This is a genomic window from Arthrobacter sp. UYCu511, assembly GCF_040547105.1.
GTDB classification, from domain to species: domain Bacteria; phylum Actinomycetota; class Actinomycetes; order Actinomycetales; family Micrococcaceae; genus Specibacter; species Specibacter psychrochitiniphilus.
Genome location: NZ_JBEPPB010000003.1, coordinates 1 through 25,919, shown reverse-complemented (window position 1 = coordinate 25,919; position 25,919 = coordinate 1). Strand labels below are relative to the sequence as shown.

The window sequence follows — 25,919 nt, the reverse complement described above, 5'->3', positions numbered from 1 at the left end:
GTGCCGGGGCCGAGAAACCACCCCCACTGTAGTCACCCAGCCAAGGAGCCACCATGCCTGAAATCACCATCAACGATGCAAACCAGCGCCGCGCCGAGGACCATATCCTCGATGTCCGCGAGGATTTCGAAGTCACCGAGGGCATTATCCCCGGTGCCCTGCACATCCCAATGGGTGAGCTGGACGGCCGCCTGGCCGAACTCGATAAGTCCCGCCCGGTCATCGTGGTCTGCCGCAGCGGCAACCGCAGCGCCCGTGTTGCCGACGCGCTGACGGCCGCCGGTTACAACGCAGACACCATGGGCGGCGGCATGAGCGCCTGGCAGCGCGCGGGCCTGCCAACCGGCTAGCACCTTCCTCAACGGTTTTTCCATCCACCGAATCCGCTAGGACCACCACCCCATGTCGCTCACCCTCGTACTAACCCTTCTGCTTTCGGTGCTGATCGGAATTTCCCTCGGCCTGCTCGGCGGCGGCGGGTCAATCCTCACCGTCCCAATCCTCACCTATGTCGCCGGCATGAACCCCAAGGAAGCCATCGCCGCCTCGCTCTTCGTGGTCGGCGCAACCTCGGCCGTCAGCGTGGTCACCCACGCCCGCAAGAAGCGTGTCAAATGGCGCACCGGGCTGATCTTCGGAGCCGCGGGCATGGTCGGGGCCTTCGGCGGTGGACTGCTCGGGGGCCGGATCCCCGCCACGGTTCTCATGATCGCCTTCGCGCTGATGATGGTGGCAACCTCGTTGGCCATGATCCGCGGACGCAAGGACCACACTCCCGAGGCCCAGGAGAATGACCTCCCGGTCTTCAAGGTCACCATTGAGGGACTTGTTGTGGGCCTGGTAACGGGACTTGTGGGCGCCGGCGGCGGCTTCCTGGTGGTCCCGGCACTCGCGTTGCTCGGCGGACTGCCGATGCCGGTCGCGGTAGGCACCTCGCTGCTGGTCATCGCCATGAAGTCTTTCGCTGGCCTCGGCGGCTACCTCACCACGATCTCCCTGGACTGGGCACTGGTCGGCGGCGTCACCGTCGCAGCCATCCTGGGCTCCTTTATCGGCGCCCGCCTGGCCGGACGCATCCCCGAAGCGGCACTGCGAAAGGGCTTTGGTTACTTCGTGCTCGCCATGGGCGTCTTCGTGCTCGTCCAGGAACTCCCGGCACCGGCCAACCTCATCCTCGGCTTTTCAGCCGCCGGCATCGGGGTTCTGGCCGTGTTGTGCCGTTTCCTGATCCCGGGGTGCCCGCTCCGACGTGCATCCGGCACCTCCACCGCCAAGCATGCGACCGCCGAGCACACGGCCACCGAGGCCCGCTAGCGCAAAACGCAACATCCCCCGTTTTCACCCGGCCACCCAGGAGTCTTAGCATGAAGCAGTCAACAGCAAGGCGCCTGCCCACCCTGGGGCTGCGCGCCAATGCAGCCCAGTTTGCCCTGCTCGTCGCGGTCAACGCACTGGTTGGCGCCATGGTCGGGCAACAGCAAACGGTTTTGCCACTGCTCGCCCAGAGCGAGTTCGGCCTCAGCGGATACACCTTTGTCTTTACCTACGTGGCTGCCTTCGGGATCGCCAAGGCGACCTCCAACTGGTTCGCCGGAACCCTCTCCGACCGTTACGGGCGCAAGCCGGTGTTGCTGGCAGGCTGGCTCTTTGCCATCCCGGTGCCGCTGATGCTCATTGCAGCACCGGATTGGGGCTGGGTCATTGCCGCGAACGTGCTGCTGGGCATCAACCAGGGACTGACCTGGTCCACCACCGTCATCATGAAGATCGACCTGGTGGGCCCTGCCCGGCGCGGCCTGGCCATGGGCCTGAACGAGGCAGCCGGTTACGGTGCCGTGGCTATATCCTCGCTGGTGGCCGGGGGCCTTGCCGCGGAATTCGGCCTGCGCCCCGCGCCGTTCCTCCTGGGGATCGCCTACACGGCCCTAGCCATCCTGCTCTCCGGTGCATTCGTCAAGGACACCCGCCCACACGCGCTGCTGGATGCCAAGTTGAATCCTGGGCGCACACCTGCGGCACCGAGCGGCACCGCCGGTGCACCGACCAACCGGCAGATCTTTGCACTGACCAGCTTCAAGGAACCGGCACTGTCCTCGGCAAGTATGGCCGGACTGGTGAACAACCTGAACTTCGGACTCTCCTGGGGCTTGTTCCCGCTCCTGTTCGCCACCGCGGACCTCAGCGCGGGCCAGATCGGCATGCTCTTCGCACTGTACCCGGGGGTTTGGGGAATCGGCCAAATGTTCACCGGCGCACTCTCGGACCGCATCGGACGCAAACACCTGATCACCGCCGGCATGCTCACCCAGGCCGCGGCACTGTCCGTGATTGCGCTCGGGCACGGGGTTGCCGCGTGGTCGGTTGGAACCGTCTTGCTCGGCGCCGGCACCGCCATGGTCTACCCCACGCTGCTGGCCGCCGTCGGCGACGTCGCACACCCCAGCTGGCGGGGACGGGCAGTGGGCGTCTATCGGGTTTGGCGTGATCTCGGATACGCCGTCGGCGCCATCATGGGCGGGATCATCGCCGACCGGCTGGGGTTGCAAGCGGCCGTATGGATGGCCGCCGCACTCAGCGCCGCCGCAGCCCTTGCCGTCGCGGGCAGAATGTATGAAACGCACCTACCACCCAGAGCACCGGCCCATGAGGGGGATGCACGCGCAACGCTTCCACCCCATCACGCCAGCACCTAGCATGAGCAAAGAACTGAGTGTCCCTGCCACCGCCGACCGAGTAATTCCCACGGCACGGGGTCGCACTACACCCCCAAAAGAAACTCATGGACTACTCCCACGCCATCATCGTCCCGATGTCATGGCAAGACGCCGTTGACCGAACCCGCAGCGCCCTTGCCGAACAGGGATTCGGCGTCCTGACGTAAATCGATGTGAAAGAGACCTTCACCCGGAAACTGGGCCGGGAAGCTTGGAAGCTGGGGACGCCGTGGGGGACTACATCATCCGGGGGCAACCCGCATTTGGCCCAGCGCGGCATCGCCGCCGAACCGCAGCTGCTCCCGTGCAACGTCGTGGTGCGTCGCACCCCCGATGCAGCGGAAACCACCATTGAAGCAATCGACCCGCAAACCATGGTCCAGCTCAGCCCGGGCGACGCGACTCGCAAGGTCGCCAACGATGTCGATGCCCGTCTTCAGACGGTGTTGAAGGAAATCTCCGGAAAGTATGACCCCCAGGTTTCAACCCAAAGGTCAGAGGATACGTCTATTTTAAGTTGAGTGAGGTCTCCCTAGGCCGGAACGGGGCCCTCTCTGAACCAACCTAATACGGAAGAACCAGACAGTAGTGAGGAAATCACGGACGTCGATCAACGGTCGCGGGACGAGATAGCAGTGTGGATCGTGATGACCACACTTGTGGATCGCAGCGATAAATTGCGGCTTTTTCGTAGCTCTGAACGTCACCCCCGTGCCCGAAAGTCGAACGGCATACGGGACGTCTGACGCACTTCGAATGTTTTGGCTACTTGTTGCTCTGTGGAGCACATACTGTAGCCTCGAATGAAAATCGATATTGGGGGAAAACAATGAAGCGCAGATCATTTCCTTTTATTGCCGTTGTCGGTATTGCAGGTCTACTGCTGACTGGTTGTTCCGGTCAGGCGGGGTTAAAGGCGCTGCAGCGGGATGCCACGCCCGAGGATTCTTTGCCGTCCTCTATCACCCTGTCGGAAGAAGTGAACAGGGACAGCTCACGTCTTCTAGCCACCAAAGATGGTGTGCGGTACTTCGCTGTGCAAAGTGACGATGCCCGAACGACCTGTGTGGCAGTTGTTCCGCCTGACGAGAACGATTGGCATGTAGGTTGCGGCGAGACTAGAAACAGCGGTGAGATTATTAATGTGTCGTCGGCGAAAGGACCGTATTCAACGATTCTTCTGGGGGATGACTCCGACACTGGAAAAATCGAATCGGGCTGGATCAAGATCTCAGACAACCTCCTCGTCTCTGATCGCTAAACATCGCGTATATACGACTTCATTGCCCATCAGAGCAGGACAGCGGCTCGCGTGTCCGCGAAGGAACCTTGGACAGACACTGGAGATATTGAGGTGTATTACTGATGTGAGACAGTCTTTGAAAGGATTGTTCCCATGTCTTCTCGACCAACCTATTCCGATGAGTTCAAAGCTGATGCTGTTGCCTTGGCTGAATCCTCTGGCCGCCCTTTAGCTCTTGTAGCTGCTGAACTCGGCATCTCCCTGACCGCACTCAAACGCTGGATCAAGCTCTCCCACGAGGGCCACGAAGGCGGCGGCCGGAAACCTGATTTACCCGTGGATACCGCTAAATACAAGGCCATGGAAGTGCGGCTACGTGAGCTTGAACGGGAGAATGAATTCCTAAAAAAAGTTTCAGCGTTCTTCGCCAAAGAACAACGGTAGATGACCTCTATCGTCTTGTTCAGCAGCAGGAGAACGCTGGAGAAAAAGTAGCCTGGATGTGCCGAGAACTACGCGTCCCACGGTCGTCGTATTATCGCTGGAAAGAAGCAACAGATACGCCCACAACCATTCGCCACCGGGAGCTGACCGATCAGGTGGAGACTGTCTTTAAATCCTCCGACGGGATCTTTGGCCACCGCATGGTCCACGCAAAACTCAACACAGCCGGTGTTGATATCTCCGTGGGAACGGTGGCCTCGATCATGGCAGAGAATGGCTGGGCAGCCAGACGAATGCGGGCTTTCAAACGCACCACCATCCCCTCAGACCCGGAGAAAGTCTTCAAAGACTTGATCGGCCGAGACTTCACCGCTGCAACCCCAGGCACCCGCCTAGTCGGCGACATCACCTACTTGCGCACCGGTGAGGGGTGGCTGTACCTGGCCACCGTCATCGACCTATGCACCCGCATGATCGTTGGCTGGGCCATGGCAGATCACATGCGTGCCTCCCTGTGTGTCAGCGCGCTGACGATGGCCAGAGACCGCGGCCATCTACAACGTGGTGGAATTTTTCACAGCGATCATGGCGTGCAATACACCTCCCGTGAACTTGGATCCTGGTGCACTGGCAACAGCATCCGCCAGTCCATGGGAGCCAAGGGCGTATGTTGGGATAATGCCGTGGCTGAGTCAGTCTTCTCGTCCCTGAAGAACGAGTTCTACCACCACTACAGCTTTGACACCCGCCAAGAAGCCAGGCGGACCACCATGCGCTACATCGAGGTTTTCTACAACCGGTGGAGACCACACACCCACAATGACGGCCTACCGCCGGCAACGGCCATGGCCAACTTCACCACCCAAAACCAGCAACAACACCTCGCTGCCTAACCCAGAAAAAAACTAACCAACGTCCCAGATCCTTGACACACCTCATATGGTCGAAAAGCAGTTTCACTTCATCTGGACAGGTCCCGGTTCTTCCGGTGGCTGAAGCCGTTTCATTTAGGAGCCGCTTGATGTAGGCCGTCGCTTGTGAGGAAGACAAAAGGTGCGTCTGAAACGTCGGTGCGCGGCCAGGTTCCGGCCATGCTTCCTGAAATGCCGAGGGTGCCTCGTGCCTCCGCATGCTAAGCGAACGTGACAGGCAGTACGGAGGTCTGGTATCACGCAGGAAATGTCCGGGGTGTCACGTCCGCCCATGGAGGAGGCTATTCATCGGCTGTTTCTCGCACCATCGACCTTAGGTTACTTTGGGGAGACGGATGGCTTCCGCGCCAACGCTGTTCGGCGCGTGCACCCCACCAAGTGGCAACGAGGAGTACTGCGGCACCGATGTATCCGAGTGTGCCAATCTTGTCTCCGGCGAGGAGCACTCCGACCAGGAGCGCCCATCCTGGTTCCGTGCCCAGAAGCATGCCTGCACGCGAGGCTGAGGTGTGCTTCGTTGCCCACAGTTGCCCCAGAAACGCGAAGATGGTGCAGCCGAGACACAGATAGGCAATGGTGAGCCAATTCTCGCCGCTAAAGCTAGGGAGATGCTCCAGCAGGGAGTTTCCGCCCCACACAGCAAATATGACCGCGCCGAACATGATCTCGACCGTGGTCAATCCCAGTACGTCGGTGTTCCTGCCGACGGTAAACCGTGCCTCGGCAACACCGAGCAGGGCCCGGGTCGCTGCCGCGATGAGCATGAGCCCGTCGCCGAGGTTGAACCCGGAGAAGCCTTGCCCGCCCACGAGGAGCGTGATGCCGATGACGGCGAGCAGGATGCTTGCGATGAGGGATGGTGAAAGCCGTCTTTTGGTGAGCGTGGATTCGAGGATCGGGGTGAGAAGAATGGACAGAGCGATGATGAGTCCTGCATTGGTGGCACTTGTGAGCGTGACACCGATCGTTTCCAGAGCGATGGTCGCTGCACGGAGGGTTCCAAGCAGGATGCCGGGGAGTGTCGAGTCACGGAGCCGAACTTTTGGTCGCGCGAGGTTAACAAGCAGCAAGATCACTGCTGCGGGTACGAAGCGGGCACACATCACCGCGGCGGCAGACGAGGCCACCGCCAGGTCTTGGGTTGCTAGATAGCTACCGCCCCACATTATTGCGACGATCAGGAGAATGAAGTCGGGAAGCAGACGGCGGATTGAAGGGGGATTGAAGGACATGCTTTTACTGTAGGGAGCGGATTCGTACAGAACAACGGGCACTATCTTTAGTATCCCGTAAGGTGAGCTTCATGGAAGTACATCATCTTCGAACTTTACGTGAGCTCAGGGACCGGGGCTCGGTCACTGCAGTGGCACAGGCGCTGCACCTCTCACCGTCCGCGGTCTCCCAGCAAATTGCGTCATTGCAACGGGGCGTTCAGATTCCACTAACCGAGCAGCGAGGCCGAGTATTAGTGTTGACGCCTGCCGGTGAACGTTTGGCCGAGGCCGGTGGGGATGTGCTGGAGTCCCTAGCTCGTGCGGAAAATTCTGTCAACGAGTACTTGGCATCACCCCAGGAACCTGTTTCAGTCACCGCTTTTCACAGTGCCGGACTGGCCTGGTTTCCGGCGCTCATCGCAAGCAGCCTCAGCGATTCCGACGGGCCGATGGTGCGTTGCCGGGACGAGGATGTATCGATCAACGGGTTCGTCGATTTAGTCAGCGACCACGATGTGGTGATTGCACACCGTCCGATAGCCTCAGATCCTTGGCCGACCCGCAGGGTACATGTCACACCCGTGCTGCAAGAACCGATCGACTTGGCGATCCATCGGGAGCATCCATTGGCGAAACAGGAGACGGTGTCCCTGACTGATCTGGTGGGGGAAATCTGGGTGGCCGCGCACGAGGGCTTCGCCTTGGAACCACTCATTGTCCAGGCGATGTTCGCCACTGCGGGCACCCCGATCCAGATTACGCATCGTGTGAATGAGTTCAATTTGGTGGCGGCGATTATTGCCAAGACACGCATGGTGGGCTTGCTGCCTCGATATACGGGCCTGATTCCATATTTTCGGGAGCATGTGGTGCTGCGCCCGATTAAGGGCCTTGTCCTGGGTCGGCACATCGATATCCTGACGAGGCCTGAAGCGCGAACCCGGGTTAGCACGCGTACCGTGATCGACCGCGTCATCAAGATTGCCGAAGAGACTCGCAGTCTCTCAGCGGGAGGCTAAAGCGCTCCTCCTCAGCTAGCTACCAAGAAACACCATGCGGTAGGAAGCGGTATGAGAACGGGTGTTGCTGGTGGGGCACCCGAATCGTGCGGCTTACCTCAGGCCAGCCGTCGAGGGCTGGCCTGAGGCGTGGGGTTCAGCGAGGAAGGAAGGCGGTGCCTTCCATGAAGCGGACGCAGCGACCCGTCAGTAAGGTGCGCTCACCTTCGAAGTTGATCCGCACGGTTCCGCCCCGGGCTGATGCCTGTCGTGCGAGCATTTCATTCTTGCCGAGTCGTTCGGCCCATAGGGGAGCGAGCTGGCAGTGGGCGGAGCCGGTGACAGGGTCCTCTGAGACGCCCGCTTCACCACCGAACCAGCGGGAGACCACATCATATTCGGTTCCGGTGCCCGGAGCGGTGACAATCATCCCGCGAACCGGCAGTGCGGCCAGAACCGCGAGGTCCGGGGAAAGATCGATGACGGTTTGGGCATCCTCGACCATGTAGATCAGGTCGGTGGCTCGTAGCGCCTCAATCACGGGGACTCCTAGCGCCTTGGATAAGGTGGGTTCAATTGCCACCGGCACGGGAATTTCGGAGGGGAAGTCCATGGTGTATTGCCCGTCGGTGGAGCGGGTCACCGAGAGCCAGCCGCTGCGAGTGTAGAACTGGAGCTCCTTGGCCTCGGGGTGCTCGTCGTCAAACAGGTAGGAAGCCGCTGCCATGGTCGCGTGCCCGCACAAATCGACTTCGACGGCAGGGGTGAACCAGCGCAAATGGTATGCCGGATGGGCGGGCTTTGGTGCCTGGACTCCGTTGGGCAGGGTCTTCACTAGGAATGCCGTCTCGGAGAGGTTATTTTCCTCTGCTGCTTGTTGGAGTACCCCGTCCGGTAGCCAGTGGGGCAGGGGCATGACGGCAGCCGGGTTGCCCTTGAAGAGGGCATCAGCAAAGGCGTCGATCTGCACAAGGGGAACCTTCAGGTAGCGATCGCGAGGATCTAACTTACCTCCGGAGGGGTTTGATGTTGAGGTGCTGTGCATGTTTTCTTCCTTAGTGTCCGAATGTCTATTTTGCCTAGACCACGTAGCTTCCGCTGCCTGTCGTCAAGTGACATGGCATTACGGAAACCCTTCCGTGGGGATGCTGTACGGGGCTAATCTTTGAACGTTGACGGTGATAGTGCGGGTGCGCTCTGGTCTCGCGCCTTGGCCTGGTCGCTAAGCCAGAGTGCAGAGGTCAAGCTCATCGTGGCTGGACCTGAGCTGGAATCCGCGGCGGGTGAGTACCTTCGCAGATGCAGCGTTGGCCGGGTCCACGCGGGCTACAAGCTGCCTGGTTCCGTAGACCTCGGAAATGGTGGCCAGGGCTCCATCGACCATGGCCCCGGCGATGCCGCGGCCCCAATGATCCGGCGATACCCAGTAGCCGATCTCGACGCCCTCGTCCTTGAGCGAGGAGACCACGATACCGACAGGTTCATTTGCCTCTGTGACCAAATACCAGCGGGAGGCTCCCACCATGTCGAGCGGGTCTTGCCGCAGCGCTGCGGTAACGCGGTCCTGGATGGTTTGTTGCTCCCATGGCTGTCCATTCCCAATGAAGCGGGTTACCCGTTCGTCGGAGGCCAAGCGCGCGAAGAATGCCGTATCAGATACGTGAAATGGGCGCAGGTCGATCGAGGGAGCGTACAGCATGAGGGGACCTTTCGCGATCAGTGGTGTTATGGCCAACCTATCAAGGGCCTTGGAATGTTCTGAATCTGGAACTCCTCGCGCGCGAGCATGGCGCTACCGTGAAGTTCCACTGGGGAACCCTGACCGGTACAGACGAAACATATCCGACGGCACCAGAGAACTTACGGGCATCCAAAGTGTGAAGCTCTTCGGTCTACGGGGCAGGGATGTCGTGCTCAGGGTCGTCGTGGAATATCCGAGTTAGGAGTCCTCGCTTCACTGCTGTCCTGAAGAAGATTGCACTTGCTCCGAAAGCGATAGTGACGAGAAGCCCGAAGAGCATAGCGGGGGTGCCAATCTTTGCGATGAAAGTGGCGTGCATGATGATGCCGATCAATGTTGCTGCGGTGAAGAGGAAGCTGGTTGTCATGAAATTGACCCAACGCATTGGTGACCTGGTGAACGCTGCTCCCCGCTTCACAATCGAGAGAATTTGCCAGATCGCCAGCAGTGCCAGCTCAAAGCCGGCGATCGCAACGATGACGGCGATAGTGTACGGGCGCTCCAGGTAGGCGACCTCAGGATACGCTTCCGCGAAGGACCTCGCGACGTGCGGCGTGATGAAAACTTGGGTCAGGATCGACCCAAGCGCAAGCATGACGACGGCGATACGCAGGAGCCGGATCTGTTGGAAGTTCATGCTTCATCCAAACACGACTGAGTCCTTCTCTTCATCCACCCGCAGGTGGAACCCTCTGCGAACGCGGATCTAGCCTTGATATGCTCGGCGACCAATCACTGCCAGCTTGTGGCGCAAGGGAACCTCAGATGAGGCCGTATTGCTGAGCGAATGGGTCCCAATCCGGGTCGGGATGAACCTCCAGTTCAATCTGTCTGGCGACATCTGTCGCGGCCTGAGATCCAACAAGAGCCGTGATCAACGCAGCGGTCATGTCCATGCCAGCCGCCACCCCGGAGGACGTCCATCGAGTACGGTCCTCCACCCAGCGGGCTTGCGGAACCCAGGTGACATCTCGACCGTGACCGGATGCCCATGCAAAAGCGAGTTTGTTCGAGGTGGCCCGGTAACCGTCGAGCAGACCGGCAGCCGCCAACAGTGCCGAACCTGTGCATACAGACGTGACCAATTCCGCGCCCGCTGACCACGAGGCCAACCAGGCCAGGAACTCGGCATCCTCCGCCAACCGGCGTGTTCCCATGCCACCAGGGACCATCACGATCTGCGGTGTTACCGCGTCGGCGTATCCGACGGTCGCGACGATCTCGGTGCCTTGGCTGCTGCGAACCAGCCCCGCCGTTGGGCCGATCAGCGTCACAGAGAACACCTCGGGTAGACGGCTCAGCAGTTCGACCGGGCCAAATACGTCCAAAAGCTCGAACCCGTCAAACAACACCACGGAAATACTACGCATCACTGCTGTCATGTTGCCCATTCTCCCATCCACAGCGACCTACAGCTGGCTGCTCAAAACCGGGCCCGTAAGCGGAACCATAAATGGAACGAAAGACCCAACGCAGGCCGGCTACTGGGTAGCATCAGGGGAAGGCATGGTTAGGGGTGTGGGGAAATGTTTGAGCGCTTTACGGATCGGGCCAGGCGTGTTCTGGTGCTGGCCCAGGAAGAGGCCCGCATGCTCAACCAGGATCATTTCGGGACGGAGCACATCCTGGTTGGCCTCATCCGTGAAGGCGGTGGTGTTGCCGCGAAGGCCCTTGAATCCTCGAATGACTTCCTCGATGACGTCCGGGAACAGGTGCGGGAGATCGTTGGGCAGGGACGGCTGCCCTCCAATGGGAGCATCCCGTTCACCGCGCATGCCAAAGCGGTGTTGGAGTTCTCGCTGAGCGAGTCGATGATGCTCGGGCACGACTACATTGACACCGAGCACATCCTTTTGGGCCTGATCCGCGGCGGTGAAGGTGTAGCTGTGCAAGTGTTGGTGAAGCTTGGGGCCGACCCGAATGCAGTTCGCCAGCAGGTCATCCGGATACTCGCCGGCTATCAGGGCGATGGCGCCGAGGGCGACTGAACGAATGTCGAACGGCATACGGAACATGGCGGATTCTACATACCCAAGCTACCCTCGTGCGCTGGTGTTCATAGTCATTCTGAGAGGCCAGTTGGTCCCAACAGAAGCAGCCGAGAGAGAGTACCGCTGCCTTCAATCGCCCAGACTATTTGAATGTGCCTCTTCAAAGTCGGCGGCATCCAGATAATGCCGGACGCCAACAGCAGATACCCTCCACTGCGGGTCGTACTGTGAGTTCATTCCTGCATCCTTCCAACTGACCAATCGGAGCATTCCCCGTGCTGACGCGGGGCCAGTTTCTTCCCGCCGAGTAATGGTGCTTGCCTCAAAATCAGCACACCCCATAGCAGAACATTCTCCAACAATTCCACGACAAGTGGTCCGAGGAACACTATGCTTACTACGAATATGCCAACGGACACTGAGAAGATCGCCAGAACCCAGATCAGTCCTTCAACCAAATGAGCTTTGGGCGCGTCACGCTGCACTCTGTGTTCTTTCGATCTGTCGTGCTTAGCGGTGCCGCCTTCATCTATGTCGGTTCTTGGCTCGGAGTCTTGGGATTTTCGCCGTCGTGAAGTGACTACCCGGCACACCCAGACGAAGATCCCCGCGGAGAGCACGCCCACAAATATCCCAACAATGTTAGTCAATGCCGGTAAATAGCGTCCAAGTGTCATCGTTGGCTGGTTGTTGGAGGGGTTAGGGGCGTTGTACGTTACCGAAATTTTCGAGCCAACCTGAACCGTTTCCCACAGGTCCAAGGGCAAATCTACATCGGTGCTGCATTCCTCGCTCTGGTGGTCAGGTGTGAAGGTATAGTCAATCAAAAAGTCCACACCACTGTTACCCGTGGCCCCGTACCTGATCTTGCTGTGGTGCTTGGTGATCGTGGCCGTTGTTTGTATTCCTGTTTGCGCAAGCTGGCGTTTCCCGACGACGGTCGTGGCTAACCAGATGCCAGGTAACAGCACTACAGCTATGCACACGGCTGCGGCAAAGGACTGGACTAGGAAGGCCGCGCGCTTCCCTCGCTGTTCTTTGGGTAGGGTTCTCTTCGGCTTCGGTCGAGCTGTTGTCCGAATGTGGGCATTCATCGTGAGGAGACCTTTAATCCATTCTCTGTGGCGCCTGTCCAGCATACTAACTCTGAGGGCAAACCAGAGGGTAGGGGCCGATTATGGACTGGGTCGGTCCGTGGGAATAGTTCATGAGTAGCAAGCGACGGGCCGTTAAGGCTGTCCAAGATGAAATCCACTCCCCAAGCGAGGAAGTCCAGTCTGTAGTTCGATCAGCGCACTAACGGTCAACGCAACATATAGCCGGTTTTCCCCGTCGTAACATCCGCAAGGTGCGTCCCGTGTAGACCTGCCAGTGCGTCCCGCAAGCCGGTGGGCCACCGAACGCCAAGCGCCAGAAGTGACTGCCCCACCTAGGAAACGAAGACGACCGCACCTGGCTCGCCATACGTCTGCCGATGTACGACGCCATCGTGGGGGTTCCATGAAGCCGACTTGAATCCCTCAATCCTCAAAGCCGGATATTTCTCGAACTCCGTCTTGACGATGGTCACGTTGCCTTCAAAAATCAGTTCCCTTCCACCTTCAATCTCGATTTTGAGTCCATCCGGAAGATCCACGGCGGAGGTGAGTGCGAAGAGGGAATCTAAAGGCCTCCCGTACCAACCGTCTGGTAGCACCAAGCCAGCCCGTCCGTGCTTTTCGAAAAAACGCTCGACTATATGGGCAGGCGGACCAAGAGTCATCCAGGGCTTACGGGTCATAGGTCGATCCTACCGATGGGCTTCTTTCACCGGACCTGCCCTCTGTCGCCCCGGCGATGTTCGTAGCAACGCCATGTGCGGTTGCCTCAGTCCGCCCTCACTGATGCCCATAAGCCGGTCGGTGCGCGGTTCGCTGGACCGCGGCGTCACTTTTGATGGATCGCTGTTGGCCGCATTCCAGAGGGGAGCGGTCTGTGGGACAGGATTCTCGGTAGAGGATGTACTTGGACGCTCATCTTCAGGGGTGGATAGGGCATTGACGATCCGGATGAGCTATCGGCGATGCACTCTTTCTGGGCTTGTGCCGGTTCAAACTCGCGGGCAAGTATCGCATAAACATACTCCGAACCCCATCGATCGCCGTCGCGGTCATTCTCGATGAGGTGGGCTTCCTCTCGCATTCCCAAACGCTCACACAATCGTCGAGAGGCGTCGTTCTCTGCGTCCAGACGAGCAAATACCCGATGAGCGTTCTCAGCTGTAAACAGGTAGGTAAGTAGCGTCTTCGCTGCTTCTGTCGCGTAACCCCGACCCGCGCTGCCTGGGTCAAAGATCCACCCGATCTCAATTTGACAGGCGTGAGGATTCTCCAACGTGGCAACGACTTCGCCTAAGAGAATGTTGTCTACGTTCCTGACCACGGCGAATAGCAGGCGATCCCCAGGACTCTCAAAACGTCGTTCTCTATTGACCAAAGCCGACTCGCGAGTTGCCTCAGGAGTCAGCGGTGAGCGGTAGAGATAGCGAGCAACCTCCGGCAGCGCTTGATAGTGAATTCGGGCATCAAGGTGATGTTCAGTGAATGGCTGGAGCGATACTCGATTGCTTGTGAGAGTAAAAGTTTCGGACATCGCACCATCCTATATAGCGAGCGTCAGGGTATGCGGAGGATCGAAACGATCGTCCGCAGTGCCCATCTCGTATGCCGAACCTTGAACGGTTATTCACGAGCCGAGTCTAGAAGCATTGACATTATGGCCTGTTGTACCGGCAGCAAGGCCGACTTGAATCCGTGACCGACGAAGGACGCGCTAGCGATTGCATCGGCGGAGACTTCTCGCCCACGCACGAACGGCGGGCAAGGAGCCAGCCGGACCCCATCGGGTGCCCAATGCAACACCTCGGCTGTCACCTGATAGGGGGCAAGGGCTTCTGCGTGTTTGCCAGGGCCGTCGGTAATGATCACGTCAGCGCGGCTTGAAGCGTCCTTGAGGTCGCCATTCCACACAGTACCCGGGCTGGACAACTCGGGCGGACAACACTGGACCAGGTCGAGCCCAAAGGCACGTGCAGCTTCCTGCCACGCCCGGGAGATGTTCCCATCGGCCCCCACAAAAAGGTAGCGCAGCTCCAATGGATCGCTGGTCACGGAGAGAGCATACAAGTCGGACAAGACCTCGCACGGGTGGTTCACATCGGTCATGGCGTTCACCACCGGAAGGACGTTCGCGGCAGCGATCTCCTCAAGAAGCGCGATGCTGGGATGACGGGCGACCACTATATCCGCCCACTGCCCAAGATAGCCCGCTACATCGACCAGTGCCTCCGGCTTGTCGAGCGTTGCGGGCGGGAGAGTTATCGGTTGCAGCCCCATCAGCAAGGCACCGCGCTCGAACGATACCCGCGTGCGAAGACTGGATGGCGGAAAGAAAAGCACCGCGCAGCCTTTTACGCTTGGCCCGCGCCCTTGTTCGAATTCTCTAGCCACGTAGAACAGTTCATGCAGGTTTGAAGGGGTCCAATCATCTAGGCGCAGAAGGTGATGCATCACTCGATTCTAGGGCGTGAGTGGTTGGGCATAGCTGGTGACAGATCCGGGTGCGTCATTTTCAGTGGCCACTTACACAGCCAACACGTACCCATAACGGGAACCTTCTACGGACTAGAAACGGCCTACGGTAAGACTGATCAATTGTGGGTCGGTGCATCCGAGGCCGGATCGCATGGCGGTCAGCACAGAATCGGCAGCTCGCTCGGGTTTGTCTTGCCGCATAGACCAGTTGGGATTTCCATTTTCTGGCGCAGACCAACCGCTGTGGCGAAGGTAGCCGTCATTAATTGGCCAAACGTCGGCTGGCAAGAACTGCTCGGAGACGACCTCGCATTGAAAGTTGCCCTCGTTGATGGCGAACTGACCGTAGACAGAGTATTCACTAAGTCCGATGTCGTAGATAACCAGTAAGTACTCGAGACTAGTCATTTCCTCGAGGCTGCCAGCTAATTCCCGAGCTATTTCCGCCCAGTCCCGTCCAGGTTCTTGTCCAGCCAGTGCTGTCTCTACGAACGGACCCTCGGGTGCCAACCACGTGGGCATAGGCATGCCGAGTAGATTGAGCAGTCGAACCAAAGTGTCCTCTACAACAACGTCCATGGGGTCTTCAACGCCCTCTGGTGCCATGAGGGCAAGCAACTCTGTTGCAGCGATATCGGTACCGAGGACGGCTGACGCCCATTGGGAAAAGCCGGACGATTCTGCCTGCAGATCGACAGGGGCACTCGCTGCCGGGTCCTCAAAGTAGTCGCGGGGTTGGAATCCTAAATAGAATCGACCGGATGAGCCGGGAACGGGCCGGTAGTCCACGGTGGCAAAGTCACTATCGTGAACAGAAATTCGCAGTCGCCAGTCCGTTCCTTCTTCGGTCTTCCACGATCCTGACGCAAAAACCGATGTTTCGAAGTTGCCCAATTATCCCCCTAGTAGCGATGGCTACGGTCACGCTACCAAGTAGGGGCCGCAAATTCTATCGTTCACGCATGAATCATGCGATTAACAGAATTCATGTCCGCAGCCGTCGGTGGTATTGACAATGTGCCCCAGGGGAACGTGTACTGGGACCGTGTTCGACGCAACGGGACGCGGCTGGGCATGGCGGGAACAAGGGTCTCTTTGAATACGGGCTGCCCGCTGGACGCTAATTGGCAGATCTTCCTTCACCAGATGTACAGTTCCTCCTCATGGACAGTCATTCAGGAGCTCCTGCTGAGGGAGAACAAAGAGTACCAGTCGAGCAGGTGCTCAACGGGCTGGAAGTACATCCGCTAGAACAGGGCGAGACGGCCCTGGAAGCCTTTGTCCTCCTCAAAGTTCTGGACCGGGACGGGGATGTAACTTGGTCATACCGAACGACTAATCGGCTCAGTCGCGAGGAATTGCTAGGGGCCCTAATCGTGCAGGTGGACGTGCTGCGCAAGTCGCTGCGCGATGAATGGGACGACGACTAAAGTCAGCTTGCATCATCAGCTTCATCAGCTTCATGAGTTGCGTGGTTGCCGCCCTAAGCGAACCCGCATTCGTTGCGCGTCACAGCTGGAACAGCCACCTCATCCCGCAAGGGGTATGCCCGAATAGGTTTTCAGAACTGCCCCGCAAGCCGGTCCTTCACCGGGCACACCCGCCGCTGACCTGCTGCTTTGCAGATGGTGGCCAATGAAGTGTCCGTATAGGGTGTACGGTGAACTGTCCGGTGCCGGGCCATAAGTGACACAGTATTCGAGACCGATTTCGACTGATGTAGAGGTATCTATCAGGCGTGGCTCAATTACCTCACGTCATTCCGAACGTCTTGACGTACGATCTATTACGATTTCTGAGTCGACCCCAAACGAGTGGACCGCGTCGAGTCAACGTGATCGGCCATCGATTTGTATTTGGGCGCGGTGATGTGAGGATTATGGATCGGGTGCACTTCACAGATGCCGCACGGACGTGGTTTGATCTGGCCGCAGGCCTGTCACTGCGCGATCTCGCAGTTGCGGGGGCCTACCGTGTGTGAGCACGGGGAGGAATTTCCAGTGCTTCGGAAGGCGATGTGCTGCGTGCCAGAGGTGAACGTCGTTCTTAGTGACGAACATGGCCGGGCAATGCTGTGGCCCGATGGCCCCTAGAAGAAATACCGGATTAGTTTGCAATGCGCCGGCGGCCACCACGACACGGACCAGTACCAGCGCGATATTCGGTCTCTGGAAACCACAAAATCCCTTGCTTGGCAGGAAGGGCGGATCTCACGTGAAGATGGATGAGGCGATGAACCTGCCGTTGTGCAGAAAGTTGCAGCCGCACTTGGGGCCGGTGGCTGTAAGCCGCCGCCTAACCGCTCTTAGTGATTTTCTCTGGCTGCTCTTATCAGCAGAGTGCGCCGAAGTCTGCTGCCGTACCGGATTTCGGAGCGTGGTTACCTTGCCGGATTGAACCAACCACAATGTCGTGCACTAGGGATGAGCTCAACAGCTCGGCCAGCTTGTTGCGTGCAGCGAGCCTTCCAGGATCGTCCGCGAGGAATGCCCACAGTTGCTGTTCCTGGAAGTCATCCCTCGCCAGCATTTGTTCAACGGCGGTGGCCTCGGCGGTGCGCCGTTCCGCCCTGAACCAGTGCGGCAATTGCGTGGCTGCCATGTTCAAAATCCCCGTCCTGACACTGGCCGGATCGGCGTCATGTGCAGTACCGGCGGCGGAAATACAGCGTGCCGCCAATTCCGAAATGCTTGGTTCCGCCGCCATAGGTTCGTGCGGCATACGCTGTTCTGGCAACCTCCGCATGGTCCTCCTCATGATGGGAAATTCAATATCATCATGCCCCCAATACGGCATGCCGGATATTTTCACTGTAGATGTCTTTAGCCCTATTCGGCACGCCTCAGGCCTGTATTAGCAGCCTTTGTCCCCCAGATGGGTGACACAGTAGAAGTGAAACAGGAGGGGGGTGACGCGCGAGCGGTGCCAGTAAGCGGTGCCAGCGAAAGGCGGAGGCTACTTTTCCCCGGCCACGCGCCACAAATGCAATGTCAGGTAGGACTGCCAAGGCTGCAGAGGGGCCGCCATTCGGGCTAGTTCGGCAGCCTTGATGGTGCGGGCTTCTGCCGGTGAGTCGCCTCGCAACAGCCCGTAACCATTGCGGACGGCCGCATCCGTTGGTAAGAAGATATTGGAATTGCCCAATACACGCATGGCCACATAGCCCACTGTCCAGGGGCCGATACCCGGCAGAGGCAGGAGCTTCTCGTGCAAGGAATCTAGTGTGTCCTGCTCTCCAAATGCCAGAGTGCCATTGGCCAGAAGGGCTGAGACGGTAAGGATTGAGTCAATGCGGCGTTGCGGCCCACGCAGGATTGCCCTTCCGCCAGCAGCAATTTCACCAGGTGCCGCAAACACGTGCGTCATGGTGCCGTGGGGGAGCCGGCTTGGTGTGGCCAGTGGCATGAGCTGATTCAGCGCGGTACGTGCAGCCGCAACAGTGATTTGCTGCCCAACCATGGCCCGGATGAGAATCTCGGCGGAATCCACACAGCCTGGCAGCCTGATACCTGGCACAGCAGCCACCCGTGGAGCCAGTAACGGATCGGCAGAGAGCGCAGCATCGGCCGCGACGGGGTCGTGGTCCAGATTGAACAAGTGCCGCACCGCCAGCAGCAAGTCCGTTGTGGAGCTGGGATCTTCCAGCTCAAAGTCCAGCCATAGCGCGGTCCCGTCCCAGCTGACACGGAACCAGCCGTGGGTGCCGAACATGGGGCCGCGGCCGCCGGTAAGCGCTATGGTGCGTGCATAGCTTGTAGCGTCAGCCTCTTCCACGCCAGTGACGGCGCGGGCAGCCAAAAAACTGAAGATTCCCGGGTCAAAAGGGGGAATGAACGCTAATTCCAAGGCCATGGAATCATTCTTTCACCCAATTCTCCGACGCTGCTCCGAAGCCTCGCCGCGCAGGCTGCCATCTAGGGCAGCAGCACAATCTTCCCCCGCACTGTCCCTGCTTCCATCAACGCGTGTGCCTGGGCGGCCTCGCGCAACGGCAAGGTTGTGAGCCTGCGGGCGTGTAGCGCCCCAACTGAGAGCAGCTCGTTCACGGTGGCTGCGGCTTCGGCCAGTTCGGCAACTGTGGCATTGCTGATGGCAAAACCGCGGATGCTGCCGTCGCGCATGTACAACTTGCCCACAGGCAACGGGTTCGTGGCGGCAACTCCGGAGAGCACCACAATGCGCCCCCGTGGCGCCAACACGTCCACGGCAAGCTCCAGCTGATGCCGCCCCGAGGTCTCCACATGTACATCTATGCCACGTCCGCCGGATACCCGTTCCATGGCGGCCCGCAGTTGCTGCCCAAACGTTGGCGAATGGTAGTCGAGCGCAACGCTGGCTCCTTGGCCAAGGCAATGGTCGACGTCGGATGCGCGGCATGAGGCGATGACCACAGCTCCGGCTCGGATGGCTTGGATGAGGGCGCCTTGGCCAACACCGCCACCAGCCCCACCGATGAACACCACCTCACCCTCTTGCAGCTCGGCGTGTGTGTGCAGGGCCAAATACGCGGTGGCCCCCGAATGCAGCACGGCGGCTGCTGCAATGGGGTCAACTCCGGCAGGCAGGGCATAGAGGCGCTCCACTGGTACAGCGGCGAACTCGGCTGCGGTTCCGGGGCGGCCGGCAAAACCCATGGAGTTGGACCACACGCCATCGCCCGGGGCAAGGCTGGCGTACAGCTCCGCACTACCCGGACCAAACCGTTCAACGGTTCCTACCAAGTCCCGGCCCACCACCTGTGGAAACACCAGTTCAGTGGTGTAGGCGCCGCTGCGCACAAACGTGTCCACGTGGTCTACAGCGGATGCTTCAACACGTACCAATACGGTGCCTGTGGCCAGCTGCGGCACGGCAAGCTGCCCGTAGCTGATGGTTTCGGGACCTCCGCGCGAGGTGAAAAAGGCGACCTTCATGGATGTGGGCTGGGTTCTGCCAGAGGATGCGGCTGCATTCTCGGGCGGTGTGGTGTCCATGGCAGGAGTCTAAACCTGTCCTAAAGGCCAGCTTCACCTCGGTGCCCGGCTTCCTGAACGCCACAGCACCGACCTGACCGGCCCTGCTAAATTGGGAAGATGGCTACGCCACTTAACCTCCATGAGCTACTTCAAAACCGGGCCCCTGATGTGGCGCCATACTTGTTGGGCGCAGTGGTGCGCCATGAGAGTCCGGAGGGTGCCGTTGCCGTGCGCCTGACCGAGGTGGAGGCCTACTTGGGCCCCCGTGATTCCGCCGATCCCGATCCGGGTTCGCACAGCTACGGCGGCATGACCGAGCGCAACTCCACCATGTTCGGCCCGCCAGGGTACCTCTACGTGTATTTCAGCTACGGCATGCACTTTAGCGCCAATCTTGTGTGCCGCCCGGAGGGGTTCTCCTCAGGTTGTCTCCTGCGCGCCGGTGAGATTGTAGAGGGGCTGGAGCTGGCCAGACGCCGGCGCCCCACCGCCAAGAACGACGTCGAGCTGGCGCAGGGTCCTGCGCGGTTGGCCAAAGCCATGGGGTTCTCCCGTGAACACAACGGCATGTTCGCCCTCGGTGGGCAGGTCAGTGTCACCTTGCCAAAGACACCGGCGGCGTCACTGATGACCGGACCACGGGTGGGCATTAGCGGACCGGGGGGCACCAGCGAATATCTTTGGCGGTTCTGGCTGGACGGTGAGCCCACCGTGTCAAAGTTCAGACCGGGAGTGGTGCGTTCTTCGCGTCGTCCCGCGTCAACTGCTCCGACAGCTCAATAAGCTCGGTAACTTCCGGATGTAGATCGGCTGGGGTGAGCCGCTGAACCAGACCGGACCTTGACGCCGGCCATTCGTGTGCCAGCAGCGAGTACACGCAGGAGTCAACACGTGCGCCGTCGTGTCCGTGCCGGTAACTGCGCAACACTCCCTCCAGTGTTGCGCCCAACTTCACGATCGCGGCAGCACTGCGCGTGTTGCGGACGTCGCAGCGCAACGTGACCCGCTGGACGGACAGATCCTCGAAAGCAAAGCTCAGCAAGGCCAACTTGGAGGAGGCATTGACGTTGCGGCCCCAGTAATTGCGGCCAAAAAAAGTCATGCCCAGTTCAATCCGTGATTGCTCCGGCACGTAGTCGTACAGGCTGGTGGTCCCCGCCACTGTGTCCGTCTCTTCATCGATGACGGCAAAAGCAATAACGGACGGATCAGCGATCCGGGCAGCGAAAAGTCGTTCCAGGGCACGCCTTGATGTTGGCCGTTCAGAGGCCATGCCCGCCCACATTTCCACATCGATGTAGGGGAACAGATCTGCCGCGTGAGAACGCCGTAGCGGCACAAGCCGGACACCGTGTCCGGGAAGTGAAATGTTGTGTTGCACGGAGAATATATAAGCACCTTTTTGGGCATCCGAAAAGCCCTTCTCCAAGAGGCTGTACCGTGGAGGGGTGAATGAGACTTTTAGTACCCCAGAAACGCCCGCCTCCAGCACCTGCAATGCCCCGGTTAGTCCGCATGTTTCCGCGGTTATTGAAGGTTTGTGCGCCACGGTTACCGACTACCCGAAGCCTGGGATTGTTTTCCAAGATTTAACCCCCGTATTTGCCAACGGACCGGCCCTGAAGCAGGTGGTGGATGCCATAGTTTGTGCCTTCGCCGGAAAGTTCGACGCCGTTGCAGGAGTTGAAGCGCGCGGCTTCCTCTTGGCGGCGGCTGCTGCCTACGCTACGGGTACGGGTGTGATCACCATCCGCAAGGCAGGAAAACTGCCCCGTGAGGTACTTTCCGAAAGCTACTCCCTGGAATACGGTGAGGCCACCTTGGAACTGCATCAAGGAGACGTTCCAGCTGGCACGCGCGTGTTAATTCTTGATGATGTGCTTGCCACGGGCGGGACGCTGGGTGCCGCAGCGGCACTCTTGGAACGCACGGGAGCTGTGGTGGCCGGCGTCGGGGTTGTCTTGGAAATAGACGGCCTTCCCGGCCGGGCTAATCTAGCCGGCCACGAAGTTCTCTCTCTGCTGCACGTCTAGGCTGCTGCACGTCTAAGCTGCTCCCCGTTTAGGCTGCATTGCCATTTGTTGCGCGGATTTTTTGGGCCCGGAGTGGCCCGGCCAAGAAGCGGGATAGAATAGACGGTCCGTCTTTTGGCGGGAAGCCTTACGTATCAGGAGCCTTGCATGTATGACGACGAGTTGGCCCACGAACGCAACTATGTTGACGTCCTTTACGGGCGACTTGATGAACTCCGCGCCGAAAAGGTTGAGCAGTTGGGTGAGGTGCGGCGCGCCAAGTCCATGGGCACGCACCAGAACCGTTCCGAACGCGACGCGTTCGCCACGCTGTACGAGAACCGCCTGGCCCAGCTCAATGCCGTGGATGACAGGCTGGTGTTTGGCCGCCTTGACTTAGACGATGGTCAGGCCCGCTACATTGGCCGCATCGGGCTGCTGTCCGAGGACCTGCGTCAACTTTTGATCGATTGGCGGGCACCGGAGGCTGGCACGTTCTATCAAGCCACGGCCTTTGACCGCATGGGTGTGCGCCGCCGTCGTCATTTGTTGCTCAAGGGCCGCAACGTCAAGGCCATTGAGGACGACGTGCTGGACCACACCATGTTGGTGGATGGCGAGCACGTCCAAGGCGAGGGTGCCTTGTTGGCGGCGCTGAATTCCAAGCGCACCGGACGCATGAATGACATTGTGGGCACCATCCAGGCCGAGCAGGACCGGATTATCCGCTCACCTCTGAGCGGTGCCTTGGTGGTTCAGGGCGGGCCAGGAACCGGAAAAACCGCCGTGGCGCTGCACCGGGCCGCCTACCTGCTGTACACGCACCGCGAACGGCTGCAATCCTCCGGCGTGCTGCTGGTGGGGCCCTCCAACGCGTTCATGAAATACATTGAACGCGTGCTGCCCTCTCTGGGCGAGACCGGCGTGGTCATGGCCAGCGTTGGCAACTTGTTCCCTGGGGTGCAAGCCAAGGCTCCGGAATCTGCACAAACCGCGGAGCTCAAGGGCCGCATAGGAATGGCCAAAATTGTGGCCAACGCCGTGGCCAACCGCCAACGCCTGCCTCAAGGCGATGTTCGGCTCGACGTCGAAGGTACCCGTCTGATCCTTTCCGTCCGCCAGGTGCGCCGCGCCAGGGAGAAGGCCCAGGCCACGGGCTTACCGCACAATGAAGCGCGGGTCACCTTCGTCAAGACTCTGCTGCGCGAACTCACCGAGCAACTACGCGAACACATTGAATCAGCAGGCGCCGGCAATAACGCCGACAGATCCTACCTGGCCGAGGATGTGCGCTCATCACGTGACGTGCGGGTCATGCTCAACTTGTGCTGGATGCCCATGACGGCGCAACAACTCATTGATGAGATGTTCAGCAAGCCGGACATCCTCACAGCCGTGACACCCAACCTCAGCCAAGAGCAGCGCAACCTGCTTGTGCGGGCTCCGGGTTCGCCGTGGAGTGAGTCTGATGTGCCGTTGCTGGATGAAGCAGCCGAACTTCTGGGGGACATGGACGCTACAGGCGGCCGTGCCCAGGCCCATGCCGAATCCCAACGCAAGCGGGACCTGGTCAATGCTGAAAAGGCCATCTCCAACGTGAATCAGCAGCTGGAGGACTCCGGTGTTGACGGCATGTTAACCGCTGAGCAGCTCGCGGACTACAACATTGTGCAAGCGCAGTCCCAGACCAGTGCCGAGCGTGCCCTCACCGACAGGACCTGGGCCTACGGCCATGTGGTGGTGGATGAGGCCCAGGAGCTTTCTCCCATGCAGTGGCGTGTTCTTGTGCGCCGATGCCCCGTTAAATCCTTCACCATTGTGGGCGATATTGCCCAGACCAGTTCCGCATCCGGTGCCACATCCTGGCGGCAGGCGCTGACACCGTTCCTGGGGGAGCGGTGGAACGTGGAGGAGTTGAGCGTCAACTACCGCACGCCTCGGCAGATTGCTGAAGCTGCCGTGCGGATGGCCAATGCTGCCGGACAGTTGGTGTCTGCCCCCAAGGCAGTGCGCGACGGCGAATGGGAACCTGTTGTTGACCAGGTCCAGGCTTCCGGGGTTGTGGCCCAAGTTGTGGCTGTTATGCCTGAGGAAACCGCGGCCGTGGGCGGCGGACTTGTGGCAGTGATTGCCCCGCCATCCATGGTGGCCGAAATCGCTGCGGCGCTGCGGGCCGTGTACGGTTCCCGCATAGGCCACGGTGCAGGCTCGTTGGAGCAGGACATTGTGGTGATTGACCCGCATGAGGCCAAGGGGCTGGAATTTGACGGCGTGATCATTGTGGAGCCAGCAGCACTTCTTGCCGGTGCACAGGGACGTGTGGGGGACCTCTATGTTGCCATGACCAGGCCCACTCGGCGCCTGCGGTTGATTGGCTCGGCCCCCTTGCCCCAAGGCATTGTGGAGTAGCCCCAAAGCTCTGTGGAGTGGCTCGGGGACTCGGCGTGGGCAGCAATGGCGAAGAAACGCCGTCGTGCTGGTAATTTTGTGGTGTGTCTTTGCAAACTGAACTCCGCGTCCCCGAGAATGACTCCAGCTTCGCCAATGTTTGGCAGGAGCTCAAGTGGCGAGGCCTGATCCAGGTCTCCACCGACGAGGCAGCCCTTGAAGAGCTGCTCGCCGGGGATCCCATCACGTACTATTGCGGCTTCGATCCCACCGCCCCCAGCCTGCACTTGGGCAACTTGGTGCAGTTGCTGACCATGCGGCGAATGCAGTTGGCCGGCCACAAACCGCTGGGTCTGGTGGGAGGCTCCACCGGACTGGTGGGGGATCCGCGCCCCACAGCCGAGCGCACCATGAACTCCAAGGAAACCGTGACGGAGTGGGTGGGCTACCTGCAGGGCCAGGTGCAGCGCTTTCTGTCCTTCGAAGGCCAGAGCGCTGCTCGCATGGTCAACAACCTCGACTGGACTGCGCCGATGTCCGTGCTGGACTTCCTGCGCGACGTTGGCAAGTACTTCCGCGTGGGCACCATGATCAAGAAGGACATTGTGGCCTCCCGTCTGAACTCGGATGAGGGCATCAGCTACGCGGAGTTCAGCTACCAGATCTTGCAGGGCATGGACTACTTGGAGCTTTACCGCCAATATGGTTGCGTGCTCCAGCAAGGCGGCTCCGATCAGTGGGGCAACCTGACCAGCGGTACCGATCTGATCCGCAAGGTGGAGGGCGTCTCCGTGCATGCACTGGGCACGCCGCTGATCACCAACTCCGACGGCACCAAGTTCGGCAAGAGCGAGGGCAATGCCATCTGGCTTGACCCAGCCATGTGCAGCCCCTTCGACATGTACCAGTTCTGGCTCAATACCGCCGATGCTGACGTTGTTGACCGCTTGAAAGTATTCACTTTCCTCTCCCGCGAACAAATTGAGGCCATTGCGGTTTCGGTTGCGGAAAAGCCGCAAGCCCGTGAAGGCCAACGAACCCTTGCCTTCCAGGTGACATCTCTGGTGCACGGCGTGGATGCCGCGTTGAAGGTCATCGCGGCCTCGGCAGCGCTGTTCGGCCAGGGTGATCTGGCTGAGCTGGACTTGGGGACACTGGAATCGGCTACCCGTGAGCTGCCGCGTTCCGCTGCGCCGGCAGCCGGCTTGGGCATTGTGGAGCTGTTGGTGGCTTCCGGGTTGTCCAAGACAAATTCCGAAGCCCGCCGCACAGTAGGGGAGGGTGGTGCCTACGTGAACAATGCGAAGGTCACCGATCTGGACGCCGTACTGGGTGTGGAGCAGGCACTGCACGGCAAGTACCTGTTGGTACGCCGTGGCAAGCGCACCCTAGCCATGGTTGAATTAGCCGCCTAATACACTGGAACGCCCGCATCAGATTCGCGTACCCGTCCCCGATTTGCGTTGGGGGCGGGTATCTGTGTATTGTTTATCGAGTTGTCCTGATGAAGGGCGGCGTGACTAGCGGGAAAATGATTGTGTTTTGGTTGTTTTCTTGGGTTGTGTGGTGTGGTTCGCTGGAAAGTGGATTTGCATTGCGGCCCGGGTTGGTCTAGGATTGGAAAGTTGCCCCGGCGCTGATCGTCACGGATTGTTTGATGGTTCGGATGTGTTGGTTGGGTGTGGTTGTTGTTTGAGAACTCAATAGTGTGCCAA

At 59.6% G+C, this 25,919-nt stretch carries 27 protein-coding genes and 1 pseudogene; 14 read left to right on the top strand and 14 right to left on the bottom strand.

The genetic code is table 11. The features are described from left to right. Window positions 1-53: 53 nt before the first annotated feature. The 7 genes from ABIB48_RS05745 (at window position 54) to ABIB48_RS05715 (ending at window position 5,294) form a co-directional block, all read left to right on the top strand. The gene (locus ABIB48_RS05745; RefSeq protein WP_110106871.1) at window positions 54-350 is read left to right on the top strand and encodes a rhodanese-like domain-containing protein; all 297 of its coding nucleotides are present in this window, start codon (window positions 54-56) and stop codon (window positions 348-350) included. Between the two features lie 52 nt (window positions 351-402). Then, window positions 403-1,314: a sulfite exporter TauE/SafE family protein gene (locus ABIB48_RS05740; RefSeq protein ID WP_354212409.1), complete on the top strand. Its 912-nt coding sequence runs from the start codon at window positions 403-405 to the stop codon at window positions 1,312-1,314. Between the two features lie 50 nt (window positions 1,315-1,364). Continuing rightward, window positions 1,365-2,693, top strand: coding sequence for an MFS transporter (locus tag ABIB48_RS05735; RefSeq protein ID WP_354212408.1), 1,329 nt, complete (start codon window positions 1,365-1,367; stop codon window positions 2,691-2,693). A 194-nt stretch (window positions 2,694-2,887) separates the two neighbouring features. Then, the gene (locus tag ABIB48_RS05730) at window positions 2,888-3,235 is read left to right on the top strand and encodes a DUF302 domain-containing protein (protein WP_354212407.1); all 348 of its coding nucleotides are present in this window, start codon (window positions 2,888-2,890) and stop codon (window positions 3,233-3,235) included. Window positions 3,236-3,543: 308 nt separating this feature from the next. Continuing rightward, window positions 3,544-3,975, top strand: a complete 432-nt coding sequence (locus tag ABIB48_RS05725; protein WP_110106867.1) for a hypothetical protein — start codon at window positions 3,544-3,546, stop codon at window positions 3,973-3,975. A gap of 135 nt (window positions 3,976-4,110) precedes the next feature. Next, a complete protein-coding gene (locus tag ABIB48_RS05720; RefSeq protein ID WP_110502045.1) occupies window positions 4,111-4,401 on the top strand; it encodes a transposase in 291 nt (96 codons plus the stop codon). Next, complete coding sequence (locus tag ABIB48_RS05715) at window positions 4,356-5,294, top strand: IS3 family transposase (protein ID WP_354212559.1); 939 nt, start codon at window positions 4,356-4,358, stop codon at window positions 5,292-5,294. The genes ABIB48_RS05720 and ABIB48_RS05715 overlap by 46 nt, the downstream gene beginning before the upstream one ends. A gap of 320 nt (window positions 5,295-5,614) precedes the next feature. Here ABIB48_RS05715 and ABIB48_RS05710 read toward each other — a convergent pair whose 3' ends face one another. Continuing rightward, window positions 5,615-6,565, bottom strand: a complete 951-nt coding sequence (locus tag ABIB48_RS05710; RefSeq protein WP_146213060.1) for a DMT family transporter — start codon at window positions 6,563-6,565, stop codon at window positions 5,615-5,617. Between the two features lie 71 nt (window positions 6,566-6,636). On the opposite strand from ABIB48_RS05710, the gene ABIB48_RS05705 reads away from it, so the two are divergent. Continuing rightward, on the top strand, window positions 6,637-7,566 hold the full coding sequence (locus ABIB48_RS05705; RefSeq protein WP_110106865.1) for a LysR family transcriptional regulator: 930 nt from the start codon (window positions 6,637-6,639) through the stop codon (window positions 7,564-7,566). A 136-nt stretch (window positions 7,567-7,702) separates the two neighbouring features. Here ABIB48_RS05705 and ABIB48_RS05700 read toward each other — a convergent pair whose 3' ends face one another. From ABIB48_RS05700 to ABIB48_RS05685, 4 genes are all read right to left on the bottom strand, one after another. Further along, window positions 7,703-8,590 carry a PhzF family phenazine biosynthesis protein gene (locus tag ABIB48_RS05700; protein WP_211315137.1) on the bottom strand — a complete coding sequence of 296 codons (888 nt, stop codon included), beginning with the start codon at window positions 8,588-8,590 and terminating at the stop codon, window positions 7,703-7,705. Between the two features lie 177 nt (window positions 8,591-8,767). Beyond that, window positions 8,768-9,244 (bottom strand): GNAT family N-acetyltransferase, encoded by a 477-nt coding sequence (locus ABIB48_RS05695; protein WP_354212406.1) that lies wholly within the window; start codon window positions 9,242-9,244, stop codon window positions 8,768-8,770. Window positions 9,245-9,437: 193 nt separating this feature from the next. Beyond that, window positions 9,438-9,923: a DUF2975 domain-containing protein gene (locus tag ABIB48_RS05690; RefSeq protein WP_354212405.1), complete on the bottom strand. Its 486-nt coding sequence runs from the start codon at window positions 9,921-9,923 to the stop codon at window positions 9,438-9,440. Window positions 9,924-10,047: 124 nt separating this feature from the next. Next, window positions 10,048-10,668 (bottom strand): DJ-1/PfpI family protein, encoded by a 621-nt coding sequence (locus tag ABIB48_RS05685; RefSeq protein ID WP_170120984.1) that lies wholly within the window; start codon window positions 10,666-10,668, stop codon window positions 10,048-10,050. 144 nt (window positions 10,669-10,812) lie between these two features. Between ABIB48_RS05685 and ABIB48_RS05680 the strand changes: the two are divergent. Then, a pseudogene (locus ABIB48_RS05680) lies at window positions 10,813-11,268 on the top strand (Clp protease N-terminal domain-containing protein); the annotation flags it as partial. A 242-nt stretch (window positions 11,269-11,510) separates the two neighbouring features. On the opposite strand, the gene ABIB48_RS05675 reads toward ABIB48_RS05680, so the two are convergent. The 5 genes from ABIB48_RS05675 to ABIB48_RS05655 form a co-directional block, all read right to left on the bottom strand. Continuing rightward, window positions 11,511-12,371 carry a DUF3592 domain-containing protein gene (locus ABIB48_RS05675; RefSeq protein ID WP_354212404.1) on the bottom strand — a complete coding sequence of 287 codons (861 nt, stop codon included), beginning with the start codon at window positions 12,369-12,371 and terminating at the stop codon, window positions 11,511-11,513. 335 nt (window positions 12,372-12,706) lie between these two features. After that, window positions 12,707-13,057 (bottom strand): hypothetical protein, encoded by a 351-nt coding sequence (locus ABIB48_RS05670; protein WP_110106860.1) that lies wholly within the window; start codon window positions 13,055-13,057, stop codon window positions 12,707-12,709. A gap of 146 nt (window positions 13,058-13,203) precedes the next feature. Beyond that, window positions 13,204-13,908: a GNAT family N-acetyltransferase gene (locus ABIB48_RS05665; protein ID WP_354212403.1), complete on the bottom strand. Its 705-nt coding sequence runs from the start codon at window positions 13,906-13,908 to the stop codon at window positions 13,204-13,206. Between the two features lie 89 nt (window positions 13,909-13,997). Next, window positions 13,998-14,825, bottom strand: a complete 828-nt coding sequence (locus ABIB48_RS05660) for an ornithine carbamoyltransferase (protein ID WP_354212402.1) — start codon at window positions 14,823-14,825, stop codon at window positions 13,998-14,000. A gap of 114 nt (window positions 14,826-14,939) precedes the next feature. Further along, window positions 14,940-15,743: a TY-Chap domain-containing protein gene (locus ABIB48_RS05655; protein ID WP_110106857.1), complete on the bottom strand. Its 804-nt coding sequence runs from the start codon at window positions 15,741-15,743 to the stop codon at window positions 14,940-14,942. Between the two features lie 269 nt (window positions 15,744-16,012). Here ABIB48_RS05655 and ABIB48_RS05650 point away from each other — a divergent pair, with 269 nt between their 5' ends. Continuing rightward, window positions 16,013-16,279: a hypothetical protein gene (locus tag ABIB48_RS05650; protein ID WP_354212401.1), complete on the top strand. Its 267-nt coding sequence runs from the start codon at window positions 16,013-16,015 to the stop codon at window positions 16,277-16,279. 901 nt (window positions 16,280-17,180) lie between these two features. On the opposite strand, the gene ABIB48_RS05645 is transcribed toward ABIB48_RS05650, so the two are convergent. From ABIB48_RS05645 to ABIB48_RS05635, 3 genes are all read right to left on the bottom strand, one after another. After that, window positions 17,181-17,594, bottom strand: coding sequence for a hypothetical protein (locus tag ABIB48_RS05645; RefSeq protein ID WP_146213096.1), 414 nt, complete (start codon window positions 17,592-17,594; stop codon window positions 17,181-17,183). A 210-nt stretch (window positions 17,595-17,804) separates the two neighbouring features. Then, complete coding sequence (locus ABIB48_RS05640) at window positions 17,805-18,701, bottom strand: DNA-3-methyladenine glycosylase family protein (RefSeq protein ID WP_110107644.1); 897 nt, start codon at window positions 18,699-18,701, stop codon at window positions 17,805-17,807. A gap of 62 nt (window positions 18,702-18,763) precedes the next feature. Then, a complete protein-coding gene (locus tag ABIB48_RS05635) occupies window positions 18,764-19,822 on the bottom strand; it encodes an NADPH:quinone reductase (RefSeq protein WP_354212400.1) in 1,059 nt (352 codons plus the stop codon). A 99-nt stretch (window positions 19,823-19,921) separates the two neighbouring features. On the opposite strand from ABIB48_RS05635, the gene ABIB48_RS05630 reads away from it, so the two are divergent. Continuing rightward, entirely contained in the window at window positions 19,922-20,587 is a 666-nt protein-coding gene (locus ABIB48_RS05630) for a DNA-3-methyladenine glycosylase (protein ID WP_354212399.1), read from the top strand. Here the strand turns inward: ABIB48_RS05630 and ABIB48_RS05625 are convergent. Beyond that, complete coding sequence (locus ABIB48_RS05625) at window positions 20,526-21,185, bottom strand: GNAT family N-acetyltransferase (protein ID WP_354212398.1); 660 nt, start codon at window positions 21,183-21,185, stop codon at window positions 20,526-20,528. The genes ABIB48_RS05630 and ABIB48_RS05625 overlap by 62 nt on opposite strands. Before the next feature lie 148 nt (window positions 21,186-21,333). Between ABIB48_RS05625 and ABIB48_RS05620 the strand changes: the two genes are divergently transcribed. The 3 genes from ABIB48_RS05620 (at window position 21,334) to tyrS (ending at window position 25,619) form a co-directional block, all read left to right on the top strand. Continuing rightward, a complete protein-coding gene (locus tag ABIB48_RS05620; protein ID WP_354212558.1) occupies window positions 21,334-21,837 on the top strand; it encodes an adenine phosphoribosyltransferase in 504 nt (167 codons plus the stop codon). A gap of 147 nt (window positions 21,838-21,984) precedes the next feature. After that, window positions 21,985-24,225, top strand: coding sequence for a HelD family protein (locus ABIB48_RS05615; protein ID WP_354212397.1), 2,241 nt, complete (start codon window positions 21,985-21,987; stop codon window positions 24,223-24,225). 83 nt (window positions 24,226-24,308) lie between these two features. Next, on the top strand, window positions 24,309-25,619 hold the full coding sequence (gene tyrS / locus ABIB48_RS05610) for a tyrosine--tRNA ligase (RefSeq protein ID WP_354212396.1): 1,311 nt from the start codon (window positions 24,309-24,311) through the stop codon (window positions 25,617-25,619). The last annotated feature ends 300 nt before the right edge of the window (window positions 25,620-25,919 follow it).